The 19,435-nt window shown below is 66.2% G+C and carries 21 protein-coding genes; 8 read left to right on the top strand and 13 right to left on the bottom strand.

The features are described from left to right. On the bottom strand, positions 1–217 hold a 217-nt coding region (locus VFC51_10575), incomplete at its 3' end, for a hypothetical protein (protein HZT07463.1). Here VFC51_10575 and VFC51_10570 point away from each other — a divergent pair. Continuing rightward, entirely contained in the window at positions 216–1,370 is a 1,155-nt protein-coding gene (locus VFC51_10570; protein ID HZT07462.1) for a cupin domain-containing protein, read from the top strand. The two genes, VFC51_10575 and VFC51_10570, sit on opposite strands and share 2 nt — an antisense overlap. A gap of 53 nt (positions 1,371–1,423) precedes the next feature. Here VFC51_10570 and VFC51_10565 read toward each other — a convergent pair whose 3' ends face one another. Then, a complete protein-coding gene (locus VFC51_10565; GenBank protein HZT07461.1) occupies positions 1,424–2,746 on the bottom strand; it encodes a DEAD/DEAH box helicase in 1,323 nt (440 codons plus the stop codon). A 270-nt stretch (positions 2,747–3,016) separates the two neighbouring features. Further along, positions 3,017–3,466 carry a hypothetical protein gene (locus VFC51_10560; GenBank protein ID HZT07460.1) on the bottom strand — a complete coding sequence of 150 codons (450 nt, stop codon included), beginning with the start codon at positions 3,464–3,466 and terminating at the stop codon, positions 3,017–3,019. 153 nt (positions 3,467–3,619) lie between these two features. On the opposite strand from VFC51_10560, the gene VFC51_10555 reads away from it, so the two are divergent. Further along, positions 3,620–4,177, top strand: coding sequence for a hypothetical protein (locus VFC51_10555; GenBank protein HZT07459.1), 558 nt, complete (start codon positions 3,620–3,622; stop codon positions 4,175–4,177). A 5-nt stretch (positions 4,178–4,182) separates the two neighbouring features. Here the strand turns inward: VFC51_10555 and VFC51_10550 are convergent, their stop codons facing one another. Then, positions 4,183–5,334, bottom strand: a complete 1,152-nt coding sequence (locus VFC51_10550; GenBank protein ID HZT07458.1) for an SGNH/GDSL hydrolase family protein — start codon at positions 5,332–5,334, stop codon at positions 4,183–4,185. A gap of 146 nt (positions 5,335–5,480) precedes the next feature. Here VFC51_10550 and VFC51_10545 point away from each other — a divergent pair, with 146 nt between their 5' ends. Further along, a complete protein-coding gene (locus VFC51_10545) occupies positions 5,481–6,434 on the top strand; it encodes a TAXI family TRAP transporter solute-binding subunit (GenBank protein ID HZT07457.1) in 954 nt (317 codons plus the stop codon). On the opposite strand, the gene VFC51_10540 is transcribed toward VFC51_10545, so the two are convergent. Next, a complete protein-coding gene (locus VFC51_10540) occupies positions 6,435–8,042 on the bottom strand; it encodes an ABC transporter substrate-binding protein (protein HZT07456.1) in 1,608 nt (535 codons plus the stop codon). 161 nt (positions 8,043–8,203) lie between these two features. Further along, the gene (locus VFC51_10535; protein ID HZT07455.1) at positions 8,204–8,626 is read right to left on the bottom strand and encodes a VOC family protein; all 423 of its coding nucleotides are present in this window, start codon (positions 8,624–8,626) and stop codon (positions 8,204–8,206) included. Positions 8,627–8,805: 179 nt separating this feature from the next. Between VFC51_10535 and folB the strand changes: the two genes are divergently transcribed. The 3 genes from folB to VFC51_10520 all read left to right on the top strand — a co-directional run bounded on the left by folB (position 8,806) and on the right by VFC51_10520 (position 11,951). After that, the gene (gene folB, locus VFC51_10530) at positions 8,806–9,204 is read left to right on the top strand and encodes a dihydroneopterin aldolase (protein HZT07454.1); all 399 of its coding nucleotides are present in this window, start codon (positions 8,806–8,808) and stop codon (positions 9,202–9,204) included. Between the two features lie 186 nt (positions 9,205–9,390). Continuing rightward, entirely contained in the window at positions 9,391–11,238 is a 1,848-nt protein-coding gene (locus tag VFC51_10525) for a VanW family protein (protein HZT07453.1), read from the top strand. 77 nt (positions 11,239–11,315) lie between these two features. Next, entirely contained in the window at positions 11,316–11,951 is a 636-nt protein-coding gene (locus tag VFC51_10520; GenBank protein ID HZT07452.1) for a DUF3105 domain-containing protein, read from the top strand. Positions 11,952–12,023: 72 nt separating this feature from the next. Here VFC51_10520 and VFC51_10515 read toward each other — a convergent pair whose 3' ends face one another. Further along, positions 12,024–12,716 carry a Maf family protein gene (locus VFC51_10515; GenBank protein ID HZT07451.1) on the bottom strand — a complete coding sequence of 231 codons (693 nt, stop codon included), beginning with the start codon at positions 12,714–12,716 and terminating at the stop codon, positions 12,024–12,026. After that, positions 12,717–13,163, bottom strand: a complete 447-nt coding sequence (locus VFC51_10510) for a VOC family protein (GenBank protein ID HZT07450.1) — start codon at positions 13,161–13,163, stop codon at positions 12,717–12,719. It lies immediately after the preceding gene. Positions 13,164–13,348: 185 nt separating this feature from the next. Between VFC51_10510 and VFC51_10505 the strand changes: the two genes are divergently transcribed. Together VFC51_10505 and VFC51_10500 are read left to right on the top strand one after the other, a co-directional pair. Beyond that, entirely contained in the window at positions 13,349–13,651 is a 303-nt protein-coding gene (locus tag VFC51_10505) for a hypothetical protein (GenBank protein ID HZT07449.1), read from the top strand. After that, on the top strand, positions 13,651–13,962 hold the full coding sequence (locus VFC51_10500; protein HZT07448.1) for a hypothetical protein: 312 nt from the start codon (positions 13,651–13,653) through the stop codon (positions 13,960–13,962). Before VFC51_10505 ends, VFC51_10500 begins: the two co-directional genes overlap by 1 nt. Before the next feature lie 28 nt (positions 13,963–13,990). Here the strand turns inward: VFC51_10500 and VFC51_10495 are convergent, their stop codons facing one another. From VFC51_10495 to VFC51_10475, 5 genes are all read right to left on the bottom strand, one after another. Next, positions 13,991–14,473 (bottom strand): CBS domain-containing protein, encoded by a 483-nt coding sequence (locus tag VFC51_10495; protein ID HZT07447.1) that lies wholly within the window; start codon positions 14,471–14,473, stop codon positions 13,991–13,993. 154 nt (positions 14,474–14,627) lie between these two features. Continuing rightward, the gene (locus tag VFC51_10490; GenBank protein ID HZT07446.1) at positions 14,628–15,344 is read right to left on the bottom strand and encodes a hypothetical protein; all 717 of its coding nucleotides are present in this window, start codon (positions 15,342–15,344) and stop codon (positions 14,628–14,630) included. A 40-nt stretch (positions 15,345–15,384) separates the two neighbouring features. Next, positions 15,385–16,428 carry a phosphate acyltransferase PlsX gene (gene plsX, locus VFC51_10485; protein ID HZT07445.1) on the bottom strand — a complete coding sequence of 348 codons (1,044 nt, stop codon included), beginning with the start codon at positions 16,426–16,428 and terminating at the stop codon, positions 15,385–15,387. Between the two features lie 51 nt (positions 16,429–16,479). Continuing rightward, positions 16,480–18,414: a DNA topoisomerase (ATP-hydrolyzing) subunit B gene (gene gyrB, locus VFC51_10480; GenBank protein HZT07444.1), complete on the bottom strand. Its 1,935-nt coding sequence runs from the start codon at positions 18,412–18,414 to the stop codon at positions 16,480–16,482. A 69-nt stretch (positions 18,415–18,483) separates the two neighbouring features. Beyond that, positions 18,484–19,410, bottom strand: a complete 927-nt coding sequence (locus VFC51_10475; GenBank protein ID HZT07443.1) for a hypothetical protein — start codon at positions 19,408–19,410, stop codon at positions 18,484–18,486. Positions 19,411–19,435: the final 25 nt, after the last annotated feature.

Genomic DNA, 19,435 nt, shown 5'->3' with positions numbered 1-19,435 from the left:
TCGGCGGATCAAAGGGCCACCATTCCCGATAGCGCTCCATCCCCGCCCCCGATGCGAACTGCGCCGATTCATACAGCGCCGCGACGTACCGTGCATAGCGCTCCCGCCCGGGGTGTATAGGATCTGTCGGTCCCCGCACATGACCGAATTGACCGCCCCACGGCCGCGTCTTATAAAAGGTGTCAGTACCGTCCAACGTCTGGAGGAGTGCTGACATGCCGAGCGCAGCGGATACCGCACCGGTCGTCGAACGCATCGACCCCTACGAAGAGTGGCGCCAACGCGAAGAGGTGCCGCTGGTCGGCGGCATCTACATTCGCGACATGAAGAAGGTCGAGGTGGGGCCGTGGCCGCGCAAGGGGGTCAACGGCGCGCTCTGCTACCTCGACGGCGATGACGAGCAGGACGAGCACATCGTCGAGATCCCGCCCGGCGGCAAGACGATTCCCGAGCACCACCTGTACGACGAAGCGATCTACGTCGTCTCCGGGCGGGGGACGGCGAGCGTGTGGTTCGACGAGAAGCGCAAGCAGACCTTCGAGTGGGGCGAGGGGAGCTTCTTTGTCCTGCCCACCAACATGACATACCAGTTCTTCAACATGAGCGGATCGGAGCCGGCGCGCTACTTCTCGGTGACCAACCTCCCCGCCCTGATGCGCCAGTTCCACAATGAGGACTTCATCTTCGACTGCCCCTTCGCCTTCACCGATCGCTACTCGGGCAGCGACGATTACTTCAACGGCGAAGGAAAGCTGTATCGCGGCCGCCTGTGGGAGACGAACTTCGTCGCCGACATCCGCAAGATGAAGCTCTTCGAGTGGAAGGAGCGAGGCGGCGGCGGCACCAACGCCTTCTTCATGCTGGCAGGCGGCACGATCAACTCCCACGTCTCCCGCTTCCAACCAGGGACGTACAAGAAAGGGCACAAGCACGGCCCCGGCGCCCACCTCTACATCATCCAGGGCGAGGGGTACGTCCTGACCCAGCGGGAGAAGGAAGAGCGGATCCGCTGCGACTGGAGCGAGGGAAGCCTGTATCTGTCCGGCGCGGGCCCAGGGCTCTGGCACCACCAGCACTTCAACGTGGGCGCGACGCCAGCCGCGTACCTCGTGCTCGGGGTCAATAAGTCGCGCAGGCTCGCTACGAGCCGCTGGAACGCCGCCACGCGCACCGACAAGAACTTGGCGGACGTGAGCGCGAAAGAGGGCGGCTGGCAGACCGAATACGAGGACGAAGACCCCGAAGTACACCGGATCTTCGAGGCCGAGCTGGCCAAGCGCGGGGTCACCTGCCGGATGAAGAACCTGGTGCCTTGGTGCACGGGCGAGGTGGGACCGACCCAGCAGGGTGAATGGGGCGACGAGCACTGACGCGCATGCGCGCGGCGGCCAACTGACCGAAGGACCGAGCTGGGTTCGGGACCTTACGCCGACTCGGCGCTGCGAGGCCTGGCGCCGGAGCGTCGACCCCGGTGCGAAGCCGACGCAAAACGCGGGCGGGCCGTGCGCTTCGCCGCGGCGGCATTCGGCTGGGGAGTCGCCGATTCGCGCGCCGCACGCCGCGGGCGGTCCTCCGGACCCGCGGCCGTCGCCGCCGCGTCATCGCCAGGAGCTCCCACCCCGGTGCGAGCGGGGAAGGCAGCTCGCGGCAACCGTCGACCCAGCGTCTTTTCGATCTGGAGGAGCTTGGGCCGTTCGTCGGGCGTCACGAACGTGATGGCCTCGCCCTCGCGACCCATCCGCCCCGTGCGGCCGACGCGATGGGTAAATAGCTCCGCCGATTCCGGCAGCTCGAAGTTGATGACTTGACCGATGCTTTCGATGTCCAGCCCGCGCGCGGCGACGTTCGTGGCAAAGAGAATCGGCAGCTGACCGGAGCGAAATGCGGACACCACGCGCTCGCGCGCGCTTTGGCTCAGGTTGCCTTGGAGCGCGGCGACCGGGTAGCCCTGCTGAGCGAACTGCCGAGCCAGCTTCTTGACACCGTGCTTTGTTCGACCGAACACGAGCACGCTGCCCGCCTCCCGGCGGTCGAGGAGGGTCATCAGGGCGCCAACCCTGGCCCCTGGTTCCATCTCGTACACGACGTGCTGGATAGCGGGCGGCGGCGCATCGATCGAGTCGGCCCTCACGGCGAGCGGCTCGCGCAGGTATCTGGTCGCGGCGCTGGCCACCCACTCGGGCATCGTGGCCGAGAACATCGCGGTTTGCCGCCGCGCCGGGGTTTGCGCGACGATGCGCTCCACGTCCGGCGCGAATCCGCGGTCGAGCATCTCGTCCGCTTCGTCCAGCACGACGACTCGGACGCGATCCAGCTTCAGGTTTCCCTGGCGGATGTGATCCAACGTGCGCCCGGGCGTCCCGACCACGATCTGCGTCAGCGTGAGCGCGTCGCGCTCTGGGCCCAGCGATCGGCCGCCATATAGGAGCGAGACCCTCAGCCGCCTACCCGCCGCGAGCTGCGTGAGGACTCCGGCGACCTGGATTGCCAGCTCACGGGTCGGAACAAGAACGAGTGCCTGCACGAACGGCGCGCGCGGGTCACACCGCGCGGTGATCGGGAGGGCAAAGGCGAGCGTCTTCCCCGATCCGGTCCGAGCCTGACCGACCACGTCCCGGCCGGCCAGCATAGCCGGCAGTGCCTGGGCCTGGACTGGAGTGGGACACGTGATCCCCAAGCGTGCGAGAACCGCGGCGGTGTCCTCCGGGACTCCCAGCCCAACGAATGACTCCGGCGCCCCGATCAACGAGCGCCACTCTGATGGGAAGACTTGCCCGCCGAACGGCGAGCTAGGCGTAAACGTTGCAATACTGACCTCTCTGTCGAGATGATAGGCAGCCACTGGAAAGGCAATCGGGAGGACAGGCTCGGAGAGGCTTGTGCCGTTGACCCAGCCGGGCGGCCAGTGCGCAGTGGTGCGTAGCGCTTGACGCCACTATACACGACTTGGGCGCCGCCCGGTGACGCGGAACGCACGCGACCAGCGCCGCCTCGCGCTAAAGGTATGGCCGGCGAGTTATTGGGTTGCCGATGGGGCGCGCGCGAGGCGTGCCCTGAGCAGCGCCCCCATCTCGCTGCCGTGCAATGGGAGCTTCAGAAACAGGTCAGTGCACGGCGCCTGTGGCGGCTCTGCAGGTCCGGCCGCTATCTCCTCGTCGGTGGCGCGGCGAGACGCCTTGCGGCTGCTCGGCCAGCCGGGGAGCACATAGCGAAGGTGAACGGCGGACTCCTCCGCGCTCGATTCCTCGCACTCATCGGGGAGCATCTCCGCGAGCAGGCGCCAAGGAATCCACTTCAACTCCCATCCGTTCGAGCTGGAAGGGCCCATGAGCATGAGCCGGTCCGACGTGATGGCGACGGTGAGATCTGGTCCCGACATGAATACGCCGTCTAGCACCTCACCGGGACGCAGCTGTTGACGGAGGATTGCCTCGTATCCTCCCATTGCCTTCGTACTCTGATTCAAACGTGAACCCTCCATCATCGCAGCGTCTACCCTCTATAGGGTACACGTTCGCGCCGGATTGTGCGCCCGGGGCCTCCTGGTGCAATAATCGGCCGGTTTGGGAAATGCGCGGCGCTGGGCCAGAATGCGCCGTCGCGGTGGAGGACGTGGCAGATGCCAATTGCGCCTGGAGAGCACGCCGACATGCTTCGGGCAGTCGGGCGTCTTCTCGACGCGGAGTTCGCGGAGCGCGTCGAGCTAGCGAACGAGGACGACGTGCTCGGGCTCTCCTGGCACCGGAAGGGGCTGGGCGTCGACCGCCGGCACTATCAGGACCAGAATCTGGAGGAGCTCCGGAAGGTCGCGAAGCAATCGCGCGGCACATTCCGCGGTGAGCCGAAGGACAGCCTTGCCGAGCTCCTGCGCACCATTGGGCAGGACCTGGATCGCGAGGGTGCGAGCTTCACCCGCATCGTGCAGGAGCCCGGAGTCATCACCGTCCACCTCGCCGCGGGGGCGCCACAGCCCGAGCGGCGATACCTCATAACTGAGCTTGCCGCCAGCAGCCGCCTGCGCCGCGAGCTGCGCAGCGCATCCGAGCCGGTCGAAGTCGATCCCGGTAGCAAGTTCGAGCCGAGCTGGCAGTCTCGGCCATCCGAGGAGCGTCCGCGCTCTGAGTCGTGGGGGGCGCAGACCGAGACGGGGCCCCTCTCGCGACGCTTAAACAGGTGACAACCTCAGTCGAACAGCGCCAGGTCGATAATCTGGCCCATTCGCCGGTAGCCTGCGTCGCTGGGATGGAGGTGATCGCCGCAGTCGTACATCGGGAGCATGCGCGTTGGGTGTGACGGGTCGCGCAGCGCGCCTTCGAAGTCGATAACCGCGTCGAATGCGCCGCTGCTTCGGATCCACTCGTTCACGGCCTGTCGTTTGGCCTCCCCCTCCGGCGTGTAGAAACCGGGGTTGAACGTCTCGTGCTCGAAGGTCAGGAGGGTCCCCCCCAAGACCTTGAGCCCGTGGGCGTGTGCACGGATGACGAGCTGCTCCAGCCCCCGGATCATCTCCTCGGCAGTCACCACCTCTGAGGGCCTCTGGTTTCGATTTCGAATATCGTTGATTCCCAGCAGGACGATGACGTGCGTGACGCCGGATTGAGCGAGGACGTCACGATCGAAGCGCCGTAATCCGCTCTCGGCGCGCGTGTCGAACAGAATCCTGTTCCCGCCGAACCCCTGATTCATCACGCCGAGCCGGCGGCCGCCCCGACGCGCAGCCAGCCGCCGGGCGAGCTCGTCCGGCCAGCGCGCATGGGCGTCCACCGTCGAGAGGTTGCCGTCCGTCAGCGAGTCGCCGAACGCGACGATTCCGCCCACGTCGGGCGGCGCCCAGACCTCGACTGCGCTGAGGAGCGCAACCGCCTGCGTGGCTTCCCCGACCGGCAGCCGCGGCTCGTCGACGAAGCAGCCGACGGGGGAGATGTAGCTCGTCTGGCGCGAATTGCTGTGGCCAGTGAAACAGAAATCGCCGGGTATGTCGGCAGGCAGGTAGACGCTCACCGCCAGGTCCGCAAGGGGCGGGACTTCCAGCTCCACTGGATCGCTCACAGCGAGGGCGCCCGCCGGGATCGTCGCCACGGGCAATCCGCCGAAGGTCACCGGTCTGACCGAGTCCTTGGCGGCCTCATCCCCGGCGAGGCGAAGCGCCACCCGGATCGGGCCCACGGTCAACCTGCTCGGACCATACGCGTTCGACAGTCTCAGGCGCAGCCGCGAGCCGCCGATGCTGACGCGCGGCGCCATCCGCACCGTTCGACCGACGAGATCGATCGTCTCGATCGGCGCGGGCGTGGAAGTCCATGTGCCAACCCAGTGACCGGCGCTCTCTTTCAATGCGGTTCTCCTGATTCGAATACGCCACAGGCTTCTCGCGTCGCGCCCAAACGCGACCTCCATGGCCTCCGTGTCGCGACATCTGCTATTGTGCGGCCATCGTCGGCCACGATGAGCGGCTCACGCTGAAATTGGAGGAAACAACCGTGCGCGAGAGACCTCGCTACGTCCCGCCGGTGGTCACGCGCTCGCGGCTGGTGCTGGAGATGGCTTACGAGCTGGTCGGGGAGCGCAACTGGGACGCGCGTCAAGCTCGCATCATGCTGCGGGTGCAGGGCAGCAAGAACCCCTGGACCGTGACGCTGGACGGCAGCGACACGCCGTCCAGCATCGACTTGGTCGCGCGGGGTGAGGCGCAGATCGCCATCATCAATCCAGCCAATCCGCTCGGGGTGGCGCTTCGGGGCAACGGACCGTTCCGGGAGCCGATTCCCGTCCGGGTCATCACGGTCATTCCATCCCTGGATCAACTCGCCTTCGCAGTCCACGAGCGCACCGGAATCCGCTCCCTCGCGGAGCTGCGCCAGCGAAAGTACCCGCTGAAGATCTCCATGCGGTCCCAAGCCGAGCACTCGACGTATTTCATTGCCGGCGAGGCGCTGAATGCGCTGGGCTTCTCACTGGCCGACATCGTCTCCTGGGGCGGGAGTATGCACTACCATCCGTACCCGCCCGACGTGGACGCCGTGGTCCGAGGCGACGTCGACGCGATCTTCGACGAGGCCGTCGACGAGTGGGCGGATCGCGCCATCGAGGCGGGCATGCGCTTCCTGAGCCTCGACGAGGCCCACCTCCAGCAGATGGAGGCGATGGGATTCCGTCGGGCCCGCATCAAGAAGTCCGTCCATCCGGGCCTCTCGCGCGATGTCGACACCCTCGACTTCAGCGGATGGCCCATATTCACCCACGCGAACGCGCCGGACGATCTGGTCCGCGCGTGCTGCGCGGCGCTAGAAGCCTCCAAAGAGCGGATTCCGTGGCAGGGCGTCGGCCCGCTGCCCCTCGAGCGGATGTGCTTGGACACCGAGGACGCGCCCCTCACGGCGCCGCTTCATCCGGCTGCCGAGCGCTTCTGGCGGGAGCGCGGCTACATCACCTAGTCAGCGAGGCTGCCACAGATGGGCGTTGCGGGTATACGTCCCGAAGTCCATGCTGAAGTCGCCGGCGCCGTCGAAGTCGTCGAGCGCCACAACGCGGCTGGAGACACCGACCTGATACGGGGTGAAGTAAAGCATGAGGAACGGGAGCTGATCGACGACGATGTCGCTGATCGCTTTCATCGCTCGGACCTGCTCGTCGGTCGACACACTCGCCCGATACCTGTGGATCAACTCGTCCGTTCGCGGGTCCTGGTAGCCCCGCCGGTTCCCGGTCCATCGCGTCTCCGCGCTCGCGGCCGGTCCCTCGATCTGCTGAAGGATCTCGTCACCATGGCCGGCTGAGCTGACCTCCCAGCCGGGGAAGTTGGACCGATACTCCGGATTGCGCACCTGCGTGGCGGGAATCACCACCTCTTCCGTTTCCAGACCGATCCGCCGCCAGGTATCGGCGATCGCGGCCGTCTCCTGATCGCGGTCCCGCCCGCCGGTGCCCCACAGGGGCGCGCGAAATGTTCGGCCATCCGGCGCCCGTACGCGTCCATCCGCGGCCGCGGTCCAGCCGTTCTCCGCAAGGACCGATCGAGCACGCTGCGGATCGTAGCCGTACACGCGCAGCGCGTCTTTCACAGCAGGGTAGAGGGGATCGCCAGGTGGCAGCATCTCATAGGCGGCCAACTCGCGGTGGCCGCCCTGCAGCGCCTCCGAAAGCGCCTCACGATCGATGGCCATGTACAGGGCGCCACGGATCACTGGATCGAGCGCAGTCGGCTCGATCTGTACGCCCGGGCGAAGCTGAGGAGAGAGGTATCGGGACGCGCCGGGCTGCACGTACACCGCGCCCTCGCCGCTCTGCCGCCAGCGATCCGCCAGCTCGAACCCTTGATTTGTGCTGACGGTGTCCTCCAGAAACATGTCTACCTGACCCGCGAGGATGTTGGCGTACAGCGAATTCGTGTCGCTGAATACTTTGAGGTAGATCGTGTCCAGCTTGGGTCGTCCCAGGAAGTACCCGTCGTAGGCGCGGAGGGTAATCGTGTCGGCTGGATCGAAGGTAGCTACTGCGAACGGGCCGAGGTTGACGTACTCCGATGTCCAGTACGGCAGGTTCATGAGGGCGTCCGCATCGTGGCTGCTCAGGTACGCGTCAAAGGCAGGGCCGAGGATGTGGCGAGGGAGTGGCCAGTAGGATTCGAGGCCCAGGCGATCGGCTTTGTAGTATGGCGCCGCGAAGGTGATTTGGAAGGTCCGATCGTCCGGCGCCTCGACGCTGTCGATCAATCGAATGAAGTTCTTCAGACCGAAGGGAATCCCGGGGTCACTGCTGACCTGAAACGTGAAGGCGAGGTCGTCGGCGGTGAACGCTACACCATCCTGCCAGGTCACATCGCCGCGAAGCACGTATCTGACGCGCATTTTCCCGTCGGCCTCGATCACGATGTCGCCGTTCTCGAGGGATGGAACGCGCTCCGTCAGCCGCGGCACCGGGCGACGCGAGTGGTCCGCTGAGCTGAACAGCGCGGCCGAGTGCAACTCGGAGAAGCTCCGCCAGGAGGAGGCTTTCCCGAGGGGCGCCATAGTGGGCACGGTGTTCAGGACCGCGAGCGTCATCGAGCCGCCCCTCGGCTCCCGTGGTGCGCCACCGGGCGATGTCTGCGGCGAGGGCGGTGCGCTGCATGCAAGCAGGCCGAGCGAGGCGATCACCACCAGCAACTGGACCGGGCGGGGACCGCGTCGACTCACCACTCCGGGACCGCAGAGACGCGCGCCGACTATCTCGCGTCCTCAGGCCAGTAGGGCGGATGGGGATCGTTGATCTCGAGGCGGTTGCCGGTTGGATCGAAGAAATAGAACGAGCGCCCCGTGAAGGTCCCGGTCTTGCGGTATTCCTCGTTGGAAACGCGGACGCCGTGCTCCTGGAAGGACTCCAGCGCGCGATCGTAGTCTTCGCTCGAGACGTAAAAGGCCTGATGGCAGAGCTGCGTGTTGTGCTCCTCCAGCTCCTCGAAGGGGCGCGCGTTTGGGCGGCCCACCAGGATGATGTTCACGTCCCCCGCCCGCACGCAGCGGCCGGTGGCGCCTACCTTGCCCCGGTATTCCATTCCCAGGACCTCGGTATAGAACTTCAGCGACTCCTCCACATCGTTGGCGGGCAGCGAAAAGTGGACAAGCCCTTTTGCGGTGACGAGCGCCATCCTGCTTCTCCTCGCATTGCCTCAGGCTGTTCGATTTGACGAGTATGCTTCGCGCGCGAAGGTAACGCAAGCGATTGGGATCGAGCTTGATCGACACGGCGGCGCTGGGACACTATGGGGAAATCGAGACTCAATCCTCGTCCAGTAGCCGGTCTGCGGGCACCAAGGCGCAGGCCCGCGTGAGGGAGGCAGCCATCGACCGCATTCGCCTCAACGACATGGAATTCTTCGCGAACCACGGAGTGCTTCCGGAGGAGCGCGCCCTCGGGCAGCGCTTCGTCGTGAGCGTGGAGCTTCGCGCGGACCTCCGCCGCGCAGGCGCCAGCGACGAGCTTGGCGACACCGTCAACTACGCGGCGGTGTTCCAGATCGTGCGCGAGGTGGTGACCGGCCCGGCCTGCTCACTCATCGAGACCGTCGCCGAGCGGATCAGCCGGCGGATTCTGGTTGAGCACCCCCGGGTGGAAAGCGTCGAGGTCCGCGTCCGTAAGCCGTCCGTACCGATCGCGGGCGCCGTTCTCGGGAGCTCCGAAGTGTGCATCGAGCGGACGCGCCAGGACGAGCGCGAAGAACCGTGAGGGTCCTGTGAACTCCTTCAAATTGCTGGACCCCGTTACGGTCTGTATCATGATTCTGGCGTTTCATGCCGTTTTCTGTGCCTTTGGCCCGTCCGTGGCGATCCCACCAGTCCATAGCCCCGCGGGCGCTCGCCGTCGCTCGGCGTGATTCAAGCCACCCTGACCAGAGGCGTGCAGGAGTTTCGCGTGCGGCGCGCGGTCATCCTCCATCGCGGCCGATTTGTGTCGCCACCGGGCCCGTTGGCGCTGCGGGTCCCCGTGCCGTCTGCCCGCTCGGTCCTCGGCGTTCTCGCCACCGTCGCGCTGCTCTTCCTCGGGGCGACATTTGGCGTGCAGCTCGCGTACGCCGATCGCATCCCCGCGGGAGTGCACGTTCTGGGCGTGGATCTGAGCGGTCGGACGAAGACAGAAGCACGCGGACTGCTCGAGGCGGCGGCGTCGTCGCTCTTGCGGAAGCCGGTCGCGCTGCGGGTTGAGGGACAGGAGTGGCCGTCATCCCCACGCGACCTCGGCATGACCATCGATACCGACGCGCTGCTCGACCAGGCGTACCTCGTAGGTCGCGAGGGTAACGTTCTTCAGCGAGTCATGGGTCCCTGGACCGCGATCCTGGCGGAAGAGGATTTCGCCGAGCCCGCGTTCGAGGTCGACGCCGATCAGGCCGCCCGAGCGCTTCGCGTCGTGGCCGCCGCGGTGGACCGCCCAGCCCAGGATGCGCGAATCGATCTGGTCCACTCGGGAGATGGAATCTCTGTGAACATCGTGGCAGAGGTGGAGGGAGCGCAGCTCGCCATGCCCGAGAGCGTCCAGGCCGTGCGCAGCGCGCTCAGCGGTCCACGCATTCCGCCCGCCATCGATCTGGAGATGGAGCCGGTGGCGCCGGGCGCAACAACGGCCGACTTCCAGGACGCCAAGCGCCGCGCTGAGCGCGCGCTGAGCGCTCCGCTCACCCTGACATTTGCAGATCGCACGTGGACACTGGACCAGGAACAGATCGCTCGCATGTTGACGTTTGCGCGCGCTCCGGGCGAGCCGGCGCAGGTGTCGGTCAACATCAGGGCGATTTCGGACACATTGGATCGAGTCTCTACGGAGATCGGTCGCGCGCCGATCGACGCACGCTTCGATTGGAACGGCGGAAACCTGAAGGTGATCCGGGAGAGCCGGGAAGGTCGCGGCGTCGATCCGTCGGCGGTGGCGACCCAGATCCGGGAGCATCTGTTCTCGAACGACCGCAACATCCCCCTGGCGCTCACTGTGACGCAGCCCAACGTCGCCAGCGGCGACGCCGACAAGCTCGGCATCCGCGAGCTGATTCGCGAGGGAAAGACCTCGTTCGCCGGGTCTGTTCCCGAGAAGGCTCACAACATCTCCCTCGCCGCGACCCGGCTGAATGGCACCGTGATCCCGCCGGGCGAGATGTTCTCGTTCAACAAAGAGGTGGGGCCGACGACCCTCGCGGCGGGGTTCCAGACAGGCTGGGGGATCACGCTATCGAAAACGGGCGCGCAGACGATCCCCTCTGTCGCGGGTGGGATCTGCCAAGTGGCAACGACGCTGTTCCACCCTGTCTTCCACGCGGGCTATCAGATCGAAGAGCGCCACTCCCACCTGTACTGGATCCCATCGTACGGCCAGCCGCCCCTCGGGATGAAGGGGCTCGACGCCACCGTCGACGAGGACTACGGTCTGGATTTTCGGTTCATCAATACCACGCCGGACTATCTGCTCATTCAGTCGCGCGTGGAGGGGTCTACGCTGATCTTCGACCTGTACGGCACCATCCCGACCTGGGACGTGCAGATCGACGGCCCTGTCGTCTCAAATGTCGTCCCGACCGATCGCGCGCTGGTCAGGCAGCCCGAGCCGACGATGCCGAGCGGCAAGTCGCTCCAGGTGGAGGGAGCCCAGGACGGGTTCGACGTCGTCGTCACGCGCACGGTCACCCAGGGGGATGACTCGCGAACGCTGCAGCTCAAGAGCCACTACATTCCGTCCCACAACGTCGTGTTGTACGGCGCCGGGCCCGCGTAGTAGTATTCCTCGCCACGCCCCCCGCTGCGCGCGAGACGCCGTCAAGACGCTCGGCAGCCACCCAGGAGAGCCACTCGATGACCGCATCCAACCGAACCGCACCCGCGAAGGTCAATTCCCGCCGGGCCGCCCGAATGCACGCGCGCGAGCAGCAACGACAGCGGGAGACGCGGAAAAAATACACGCAGATGGTCATCTGGAGCGTGGTGGCCATCGCCGTTATCGCCGCCGTGTCGTTCATCGTGGTGAAGTCGGTGCAGGCGCAGCCGGGCAAGCCGGTGCCCAACCAGGGGCAGACCCACATCGACAAGGGCGCCGCGCACGTCGCATACAACTCCAAGCCTCCCACGTCCGGTCCTCATTGGAACATCGCGGGAGAAGCGCCCGTGGACTGGGGCATCTACGACACCCAGATCCCCGACGAGGCGCAGGTCCACAACCTGGAGCACGGCGGGATCATGATCCAGTATGACTGCGACTGCCCTGATCTCGTGGCACAGCTCAAGGACTTCTACAACCGCTATGTGCCGACCCACAAGCTTCCGCTGTTCCCGAACAGCTCGAAGATCGTCATCGCGCCGTACAAGGGCCTGCCCGCGAAGATCACGTTGACGGCGTGGACGCGCATCGACACGATGGACGACTACGACGAGGCGCGGATTACGCGGTTCATCGAAGCCTGGCGCGACAAGGGCCCCGAGGCCGCGCCGTAGCGCACGGTCGCACCTCGACGAAGCGAAATCCTTCGGGCGGCGCCCCTACGACGTCGACAATCGGGCGCGCTCCTAACGGTCGTCATCTCCGACCAACATCCGGCGGTCAGGACAGGTGCGGCACAGCGAATCGAGCGCAGCCGAGGCGATCCTCCCGAGCGTAACGCCCGCTCGCTCCAACACCGACCGCAGCTCGAGTAGCGGCAGGCCGACGACGGTGAGATAACACCCCTCGATTCGTTCGACCGGATGGAACCCCTCGTGCTGGATGGCATAGGCGCCCGCCTTGTCCATCGGATCGCCAGAGGCGACGTAGTCCGCGATCTCGTCATCACGGTAGTCGCGCATCCAGACGCGCGTCGTCGCGACCTCGGTCCATACGCGCGTCGTCTCGTTCGCGCGGCACGCGGCTGCCACAGCCGTAATGACCCTGTGCTCGCGACCGCGGAGGGCCCGCAGCATCGCGACCGCCTCATCTGGCGACGCGGGCTTCCCCAGCGAACGGCCGTCGAGGGCGACGACCGTGTCGGACCCGATGGCGACTGCGCCCGGGTGGCGCGACGCCGCCAGCGTCGCTTTCGCCTCGGCCAGCCGGTGCGCGAGATCGATCGGCGCCTCGCCCGGACGTGGGTCCTCGTTCAGGTCGGTGGGATCGACCTCGAAGGGGAGGCCGAGGGCCGCGAACACCTCTGCCCTCCGTGGTGAGGCGGACGCGAGGACAAGCGTAGGCGCCTGCCTACTCTCGCGCCGCCGGGCGACATTCATCTACAGATGGAGCGGGCGCACCGGCGCGAGGACCGCTTCGGGATGCTGCTTCCAGTCCGCCGACTGCACGTCGATGTACAGCTCGATCTCGTTGCCGTCCGGATCCTCGATATAGAGGCTGTGGGTAACGGTGTGGTCGGATGCGCCAACGACGCGGACTCCCGCTTGGACACACGCGCGGAGCGCCTCGCGAAGCTCGTCATCGGTCTCACCGACTTTCACGCCGAAGTGGTACATGCCCACGCGCCGTCCAGACGGGATCGGCGCGGCATCCGGCCCGACGTTGATCAGGAGCAGCTCGTGGTGCGTTCTTCCGGACGAGAAGGCCACGGCAGCGCCCCCCATGCCTCCGACCTCGCGCCAGCCGAGCACGTCGCGGTAGAAGCGTCGCGACCGCTCCAGGTCCCGGACGTAGAGGACGATGTGTCCGAGCTCCTTGACTTCCAACTTCTTCCCCCTTTCGCGAAGTCCATCCATCGAGGCGCCCGATCTCGATCAGGCGTGACGCGCCGGCTGCGTTCGAGGAAACCCTACCATAGCGACTTCTCCGCTTGGCCGCGGGCATAGTCCGTCCGGCGCCCTCCGCAGGGACCGGCTACAATGATGCGGCGGACGAGCCCGGGGGAGAACGCATGGCGGCCGAACGGTTCGACCCCGAAGGCAACCTCGGACCTGCGGCGCTCCGGGTCACCGGCTGGGCATGGTATCGCGTGGACCAGATGCTCTTCCTGGTCGGCTCCGACGGGGCCGACGAGCAGAGCCGACCGGCCCTCATGGGCGGCACGCCCCCGCCATACTGGAGGCTCTCGGAGCTCGCCCGGGTCGTGGAGCACGGCGATCCGGACCCGTGGCGCGAACGCGTCGCCCACGAGCTTCTGGTGGCCGTGATGAATGACCTCGCCGCTGACCGCGGGTTTGATTGGGGAGCCCGATAGTGCGCGACGACGACCGTCCGACCAGCTATCGGCCGATCCCGCGACCGTTCACGATGCACTGGGGCGCCGGGGTCGTGGCCGAGGAGGCGAGCTACGTCGGCGAGTACCACGAGCCGTGTATCCAGCTTCTCCAATACACCGAAGGCCCGGCCGCCGGCTCATACAGCGTCCGCTTCTGCTTCTACAGCCACGATGGGCGATTTCAGCGGAGCCCTCTCCTGGTTGGGGAAGAAGAGATCGAGGGGCTCCGCGAGGCGATCACACGCACGCCACGCCTCCGGGAGATTCTGAAGAGGCTCGTCGACGGCTGACGGCGCGTCCCTTCCGGCAACTTCGCCCCTATCCGTCCACGTACTCGATCCGCTGCGCAAGCGCATAGGATGGGGACTCGTGAACGGCCGGGGGCGCTGTGTGACGGGCAATGTGGCGCATCATCTCGCTGACCAGCTCGTCGTCGGCGCAGAACCGGGCGATATCGTCGGCCGAGATCATCCCCACCGGCTTCCCCCGGTCCATCACCGGCAGCCGACGGATCGCATGGTCGCCCATCGTGCGCGCGGCCTCGTCCACCGTGTCGGTTGGCGACACGGACAACGGGTGCGCCGTCATGATGACGCGCACGGGGATGAGCTCCGGCGCATGCCCGCTCGCAAGGCATCGGGCCGTCAGGTCGCGGTCGGTGATGATGCCGACCAGGTTGCCGTTTTCCGTGACGGGTAGCGCGCCAATTCCGTACCGCGCCATGGTCGCTGCCGCCTCCTGAGCGGTGGCAAAGACGTCGATCGTCCGGACAGGCTGAGTCATAATGTCGCGTACTTGCAAGGGGCACCTCCCGTCGACCTTGCGCTCTTTCAACAGCGTAGAGCATTCGGTCCGTGGCACCCTCGCGCGGACGGAGGGGACACGAGGGCGCCAATGGGCGGTTGGAAACGGGGGCGTGCTACCTCAGCGGGCAGGATCCGGCTCGACGGGCGCGCTATGCGGCCTCGAGGGCGCGCACGATCTCGCCGATCGCTTCTTGCGGCAGCGAGCGCGGCAGCTTTCGAACATGGGCCCGAAGGGTGCGGAGATACAGCGCCGCCACCGCGCATCCATGGGTCATCAGCTTCACCTGGCTATTGATGAGGACGACCAGTGGCTCGATCTCCAGCTTTGCCGCGACTTCCGAACCGAGGCGCTCACTCAGGAACGCGCGGAGGTCGCGGACGGCGCGCTCCGCGTCGGCACCCGGATTTCCCAGAGTTGGCCGACCGGAGAAGAGGACCGCCAGGCGCAGCAGGGCCGGCCGGTCCACATCGTGACTCCAGCGCTCGCCATCGCAGACGACGTTGCCGCCCACGGCCCGTGGCACCAACACGAGGACCCCGATCGGCCCGACAAGGACGTAGTCGGGCAGGCGAGCCGCCGGAAAGGCGAACAAGTGGTAGCGGGCATCCAGGCCTCGGAGCGCGCCCGCGAGCTGGGAATCGTACTGGTTGCGCGGTCCCCAGCGCGCGAGGTAGGCCTGATTCCGCCACCAGAGAACGAGCCCGATCAGCAGGGTCGAAACAGAGATGGCGAATTGCTCGCCGACGTCGGCCTGCCGCGTCGAGGCGATGAACCCGCCGAGGAGGACCGCCATCGAAACGAGGAGGAAGACGGCGCCGATGCGCAGGCGGCTCCGGACGAGCGCCTCATTTCGGTGTACGTGCACCGGTCAGGCGCCGACGAAGGCGATCGGGAGTAGGTGTCCGCTACCGGTTCTGAGCACTCACCGTTTCCCGCAGCTGGAGCGCTGCCAGCCCCTCGCAGATTCGGTCCACGAGCCCGCCCTGGGCAGCCTCGGCGGCGACCCGGATGGCATTGCGGACGGCCCGCGGGTTCGAGCGCCCGTGAGCGACGATGCAGACGCCGTCGACGCCCAGGAGTGGCGCGCCACCGTATTCCGCATAGTCGAGCTTCGCCCGGACGCGACGGAACACCGGCTGGAGACAGAGCCCCAGAAGGGAGGAGACGGGGTTGGCTCGGATCTCCGAGCGAATGACGCCGAGCACGCTCGATCCGACGCCTTCGGCGAACTTGATGAGGACGTTCCCCACGAAGCCATCCGTCACGATGACGTCCGCCCGGCCCGCGGGGATGTCCTTGCCCTCCACGTTGCCGACGAAGCGCACCGGCGCATTCCGGAGCGCCCGGTGGGCCTCCTGCACGCGCATGGTTCCCTTCTCCTCCTCCTCGCCGATGCTGAGCAGGGCTACGCGCGGCTCGGGAATCCCCAGCACACGCTCCGCATAGATCGAGCCCATGATGGCGAACTGGACCAGGTTGTGGGCGCGGGCCTCGGCGTTAGCGCCGACGTCGAGGAGCAGGCACGGGCCGGTCGCCGACGGAAACGGCGTGGCCAGCGCAGGGCGATCGATGCCCTCGATGCGCTTCAGGGCCAGGAGCGCCGCGGCCATGACCGCACCGGTGTTCCCGGCGCTCACGAAACCGTCGGCCTCACCACGCGCCACCAGATCGAGTCCGACGACGATGGACGAGCGCCGCTTCGCTCGGACCGCGGCGACCGGGTGCTCGCCCATGCCGATCACATCTGGCGCGTCGACCAGCCCTGGGAACGATGAGCCTAGGCCGCGGCCGGCCGCGCGATGCAGCTCGCGAGCGACCCGGTCCTCGGGCCCAACGAGCACGACCTGGACGCCGAGATCGCGCTGGGCGTCGACCGCGCCGGCGATGACCGCGGCGGGAGCGTGGTCGCCGCCCATAGCGTCGAGCGCAATCCGCGGTACCGGGCTCATGGGCGAAGTATACCGACCGCCGAACGGGGGGCCTCGGGCTCGACGGTGACGCTACACGTCGAGATTGCGAACGCTGCGCGCGTGGGTCTGAATGAAACGCTTACGCGGCGGCACACTCTCCCCCATGAGCATGTCGAACACCTCGTCCGCCTGCACAGCGTCGTCGATGTCGACACGGAGGACCGTGCGCGTGGCCGGATTCATTGTCGTATCCCAGAGCTGCTCCGGGTTCATCTCGCCAAGTCCCTTGTATCGGTACACATCGGGCTCGCTGTTGCCGCGCTTCTTCTTCAGCTCGGCCACGAACGCGTCCTTCTCCTGGTCGCTGTAGCACCACCGCATCTCGCGGCCTTGGGAGACGCGATAAAGCGGCGGCTGGGCGATGAACAAGTGCCCGTTGCTGACCAGCGGCTCCATGTGGCGGAAGAAGAAGGTGAGGAGCAGCGTGCGAATGTGGGAGCCGTCCACATCGGCGTCCGCCATGAGGATGATGCGGTGATAGCGAAGCTTGGAGAGATCGAATCGGTCGGCGATCCCGACGCCGAGCGCTGTGATGATCGTGCGGATCTCTTCGTTTGACAACATCTTGTCGGCGCGGGCGCGCTCGACGTTCAGGATCTTGCCCTTGATGGGGAGGATCGCCTGGAAGCGCCGATCGCGTCCCTGCTTAGCGCTGCCGCCGGCCGAATCGCCCTCCACGATGTACAGTTCGCACCGCTCGGGGTCTTTGTCCGAGCAATCGGCGAGCTTACCGGGCAGCGTGAGCCCCTCGAGCGCGCTCTTTCGGATGACGAGGTCGCGGGCCTTCCGCGCCGCCTCTCGGGCGCGGGCGGCCGTGAGGCACTTCTCGACGATGCGCCGCGCGTCGGAGGGGTTCTCCTCCAGGTGGCGCGCCAGGCCATCGTTGACGGCCGACTCGACCTGCATCCGCACGTCGGCGTTCCCCAGCTTTGCCTTCGTCTGACCCTCGAACTGCGGCTCGGGCAGCTTCACGGAAATGATCGCCGTCAGGCCCTCCCGCACGTCGTCGCCGGTCAGGTTGGGATCCGAGTCTTTCAGGAGACCGAGCTTCCGCCCGAAATCGTTCAACGTCCGCGTGAGGGCGGATCGGAAGCCGGTGACGTGGGTGCCGCCGTCGACGGTGTTGATGTTGTTGGCGAAGGCGTACACGGATTCCGCGAAGCCTTCGTTGTACTGGAGCGAGACCTCGACGAGGGTGTCGCCGACCTGGCGCTCGATGGCGACCGGCTGGGCGTGGATGGGCCCGCGCGTCTTGTTGAGATGCCGGACGAACGAGACGATGCCGCCGTCGAAATAGAAGGAGCTCTCGCGTTCGTCGCGCTCGTCCACAAACTTGATGCGGAGCCCCTTGGTGAGATAGGCCATCTCGCGGAAGCGCTGCGCCAGGATGTCGAAACTGTAGTTCAACTCACCGAAGACCGACGCGTCGGCGAGGAAGGTGACGGTCGTTCCGTGTCCCTCGGCCGGCCCAACGCGCCGCACGTCACCCGTGGGCACGCCCCGCTCGTACTCCTGCACGTAGAGTGCACCTTCCTGACGCACCTCGGCTTTGAGGTGCGTAGACAGGGCGTTCACGACCGAGACGCCGACACCGTGGAGGCCGCCAGAGACCTTGTAGCTCCCACCGCCGAACTTGCCGCCGGCGTGAAGGACCGTCATAACGACTTCGAGCGCGGGCCGGCCGGTCCCCGGATGGATCCCGACCGGAATGCCGTTTCCGTTGTCGGTCACGGAGACGCTGCCGTCGGCGTGGATCGTGACAACGATGGAATCGCACCGGCCAGCGAGCGCCTCGTCCACGGAGTTGTCGACGACCTCATACACCAGGTGGTGCAGCCCGCGTTGGTCAGTGCTGCCGATGTACATGCCCGGTCGCCGCCGAACGGCCTCCAGGCCTTCGAGGACCTGAATGTCAGCAGCGGTATACGCGGACGGCGCGGCACCCTTTACGACCTGTTCAACCACTCTTCACCTCAGCACACGCTCGTGACAGGATCGCGTCCGCCCGGATTCGCCAGTGATTGGCAACATTAGTCACTGGGTTAGACGCTCAAATCGTTCTTTATAATACGTCATGCTCGCAGCAGCGAGCCCACTTGAGACGTAAATGTGTCCAACCATTGCCAATGCAGTACCAGGCTCGTGAAGCGTTTGTGCAATAGTATTCCAGAGAATTGGCAGACCTGCGCTGATAATGAGAATTAGCCCGATAAATCCCAAAGTTGGCCAGAAATTGTGTCGAACGACACGAACGCTCTGTTGTGCCGCAATAATCGGGGGAACTCTGCCGACAAATACCGCATCTGTTGTGAAAAACAGATAAACGAATGCCCATATCAATAAGCCGATAAGAATTGGCCATAGGATTGACTCGAGTGGCGGCATGATCGTTCGAGCAAGGATGACGACCAGGCCAATTGGCAACCCGGCGGAGATGACGACGAGGATCACGAGCACAAAGAGCGAAATCGTCCACATCAGGATGCTCAGGAATTCTCGGACGAACCGCCGCGGCTCGGCTCGCCCCTCGCGGACCGCCTGCCCCAGGAGTCCGTAGAACACGGCGGCCACGCAAAGTCCGGCCGCTGTCGCCCCGATCACCATGGCGATCGCCGCTGGTACCGAGCCGATGGGAAGCAGCGGACCCTCACCCGGGGAGCCGGCCTGATAACTGGGCACGCCGATGATGGGCACGGAGAGGAGCGCGATCAGGTTATAGTGACCAATCCCGCCATCCTGCTGGATCATCTGAAGGGACGACTCGCGCCCCTGCTCCACCGCGCGTGCCAGCTCGTCGTTGGCGCCCGGCGGCGGTACGAGCTGCTGAAGCCAGCGTTCGGCGAGGGGTCCGACGGTGACCTGGGGACCCAGCCACAGCGCAATATCGATCAGCAGCGGCAGCAGGAGGAGCCAAGCGTTCCGGTTTACGGCGTTGAATCCGGCCTGAATCGTGTCGATCAAGCCACTGGGCCGAGCAGTAGCCCGG

Source organism: Chloroflexota bacterium, from assembly GCA_035652535.1.
Lineage (GTDB): Bacteria > Chloroflexota > UBA6077 > UBA6077 > SHYK01 > DASRDP01.
Note: the sequence above shows the minus strand (reverse complement) of the source record. Positions and strands in the feature narration are given on the sequence as shown.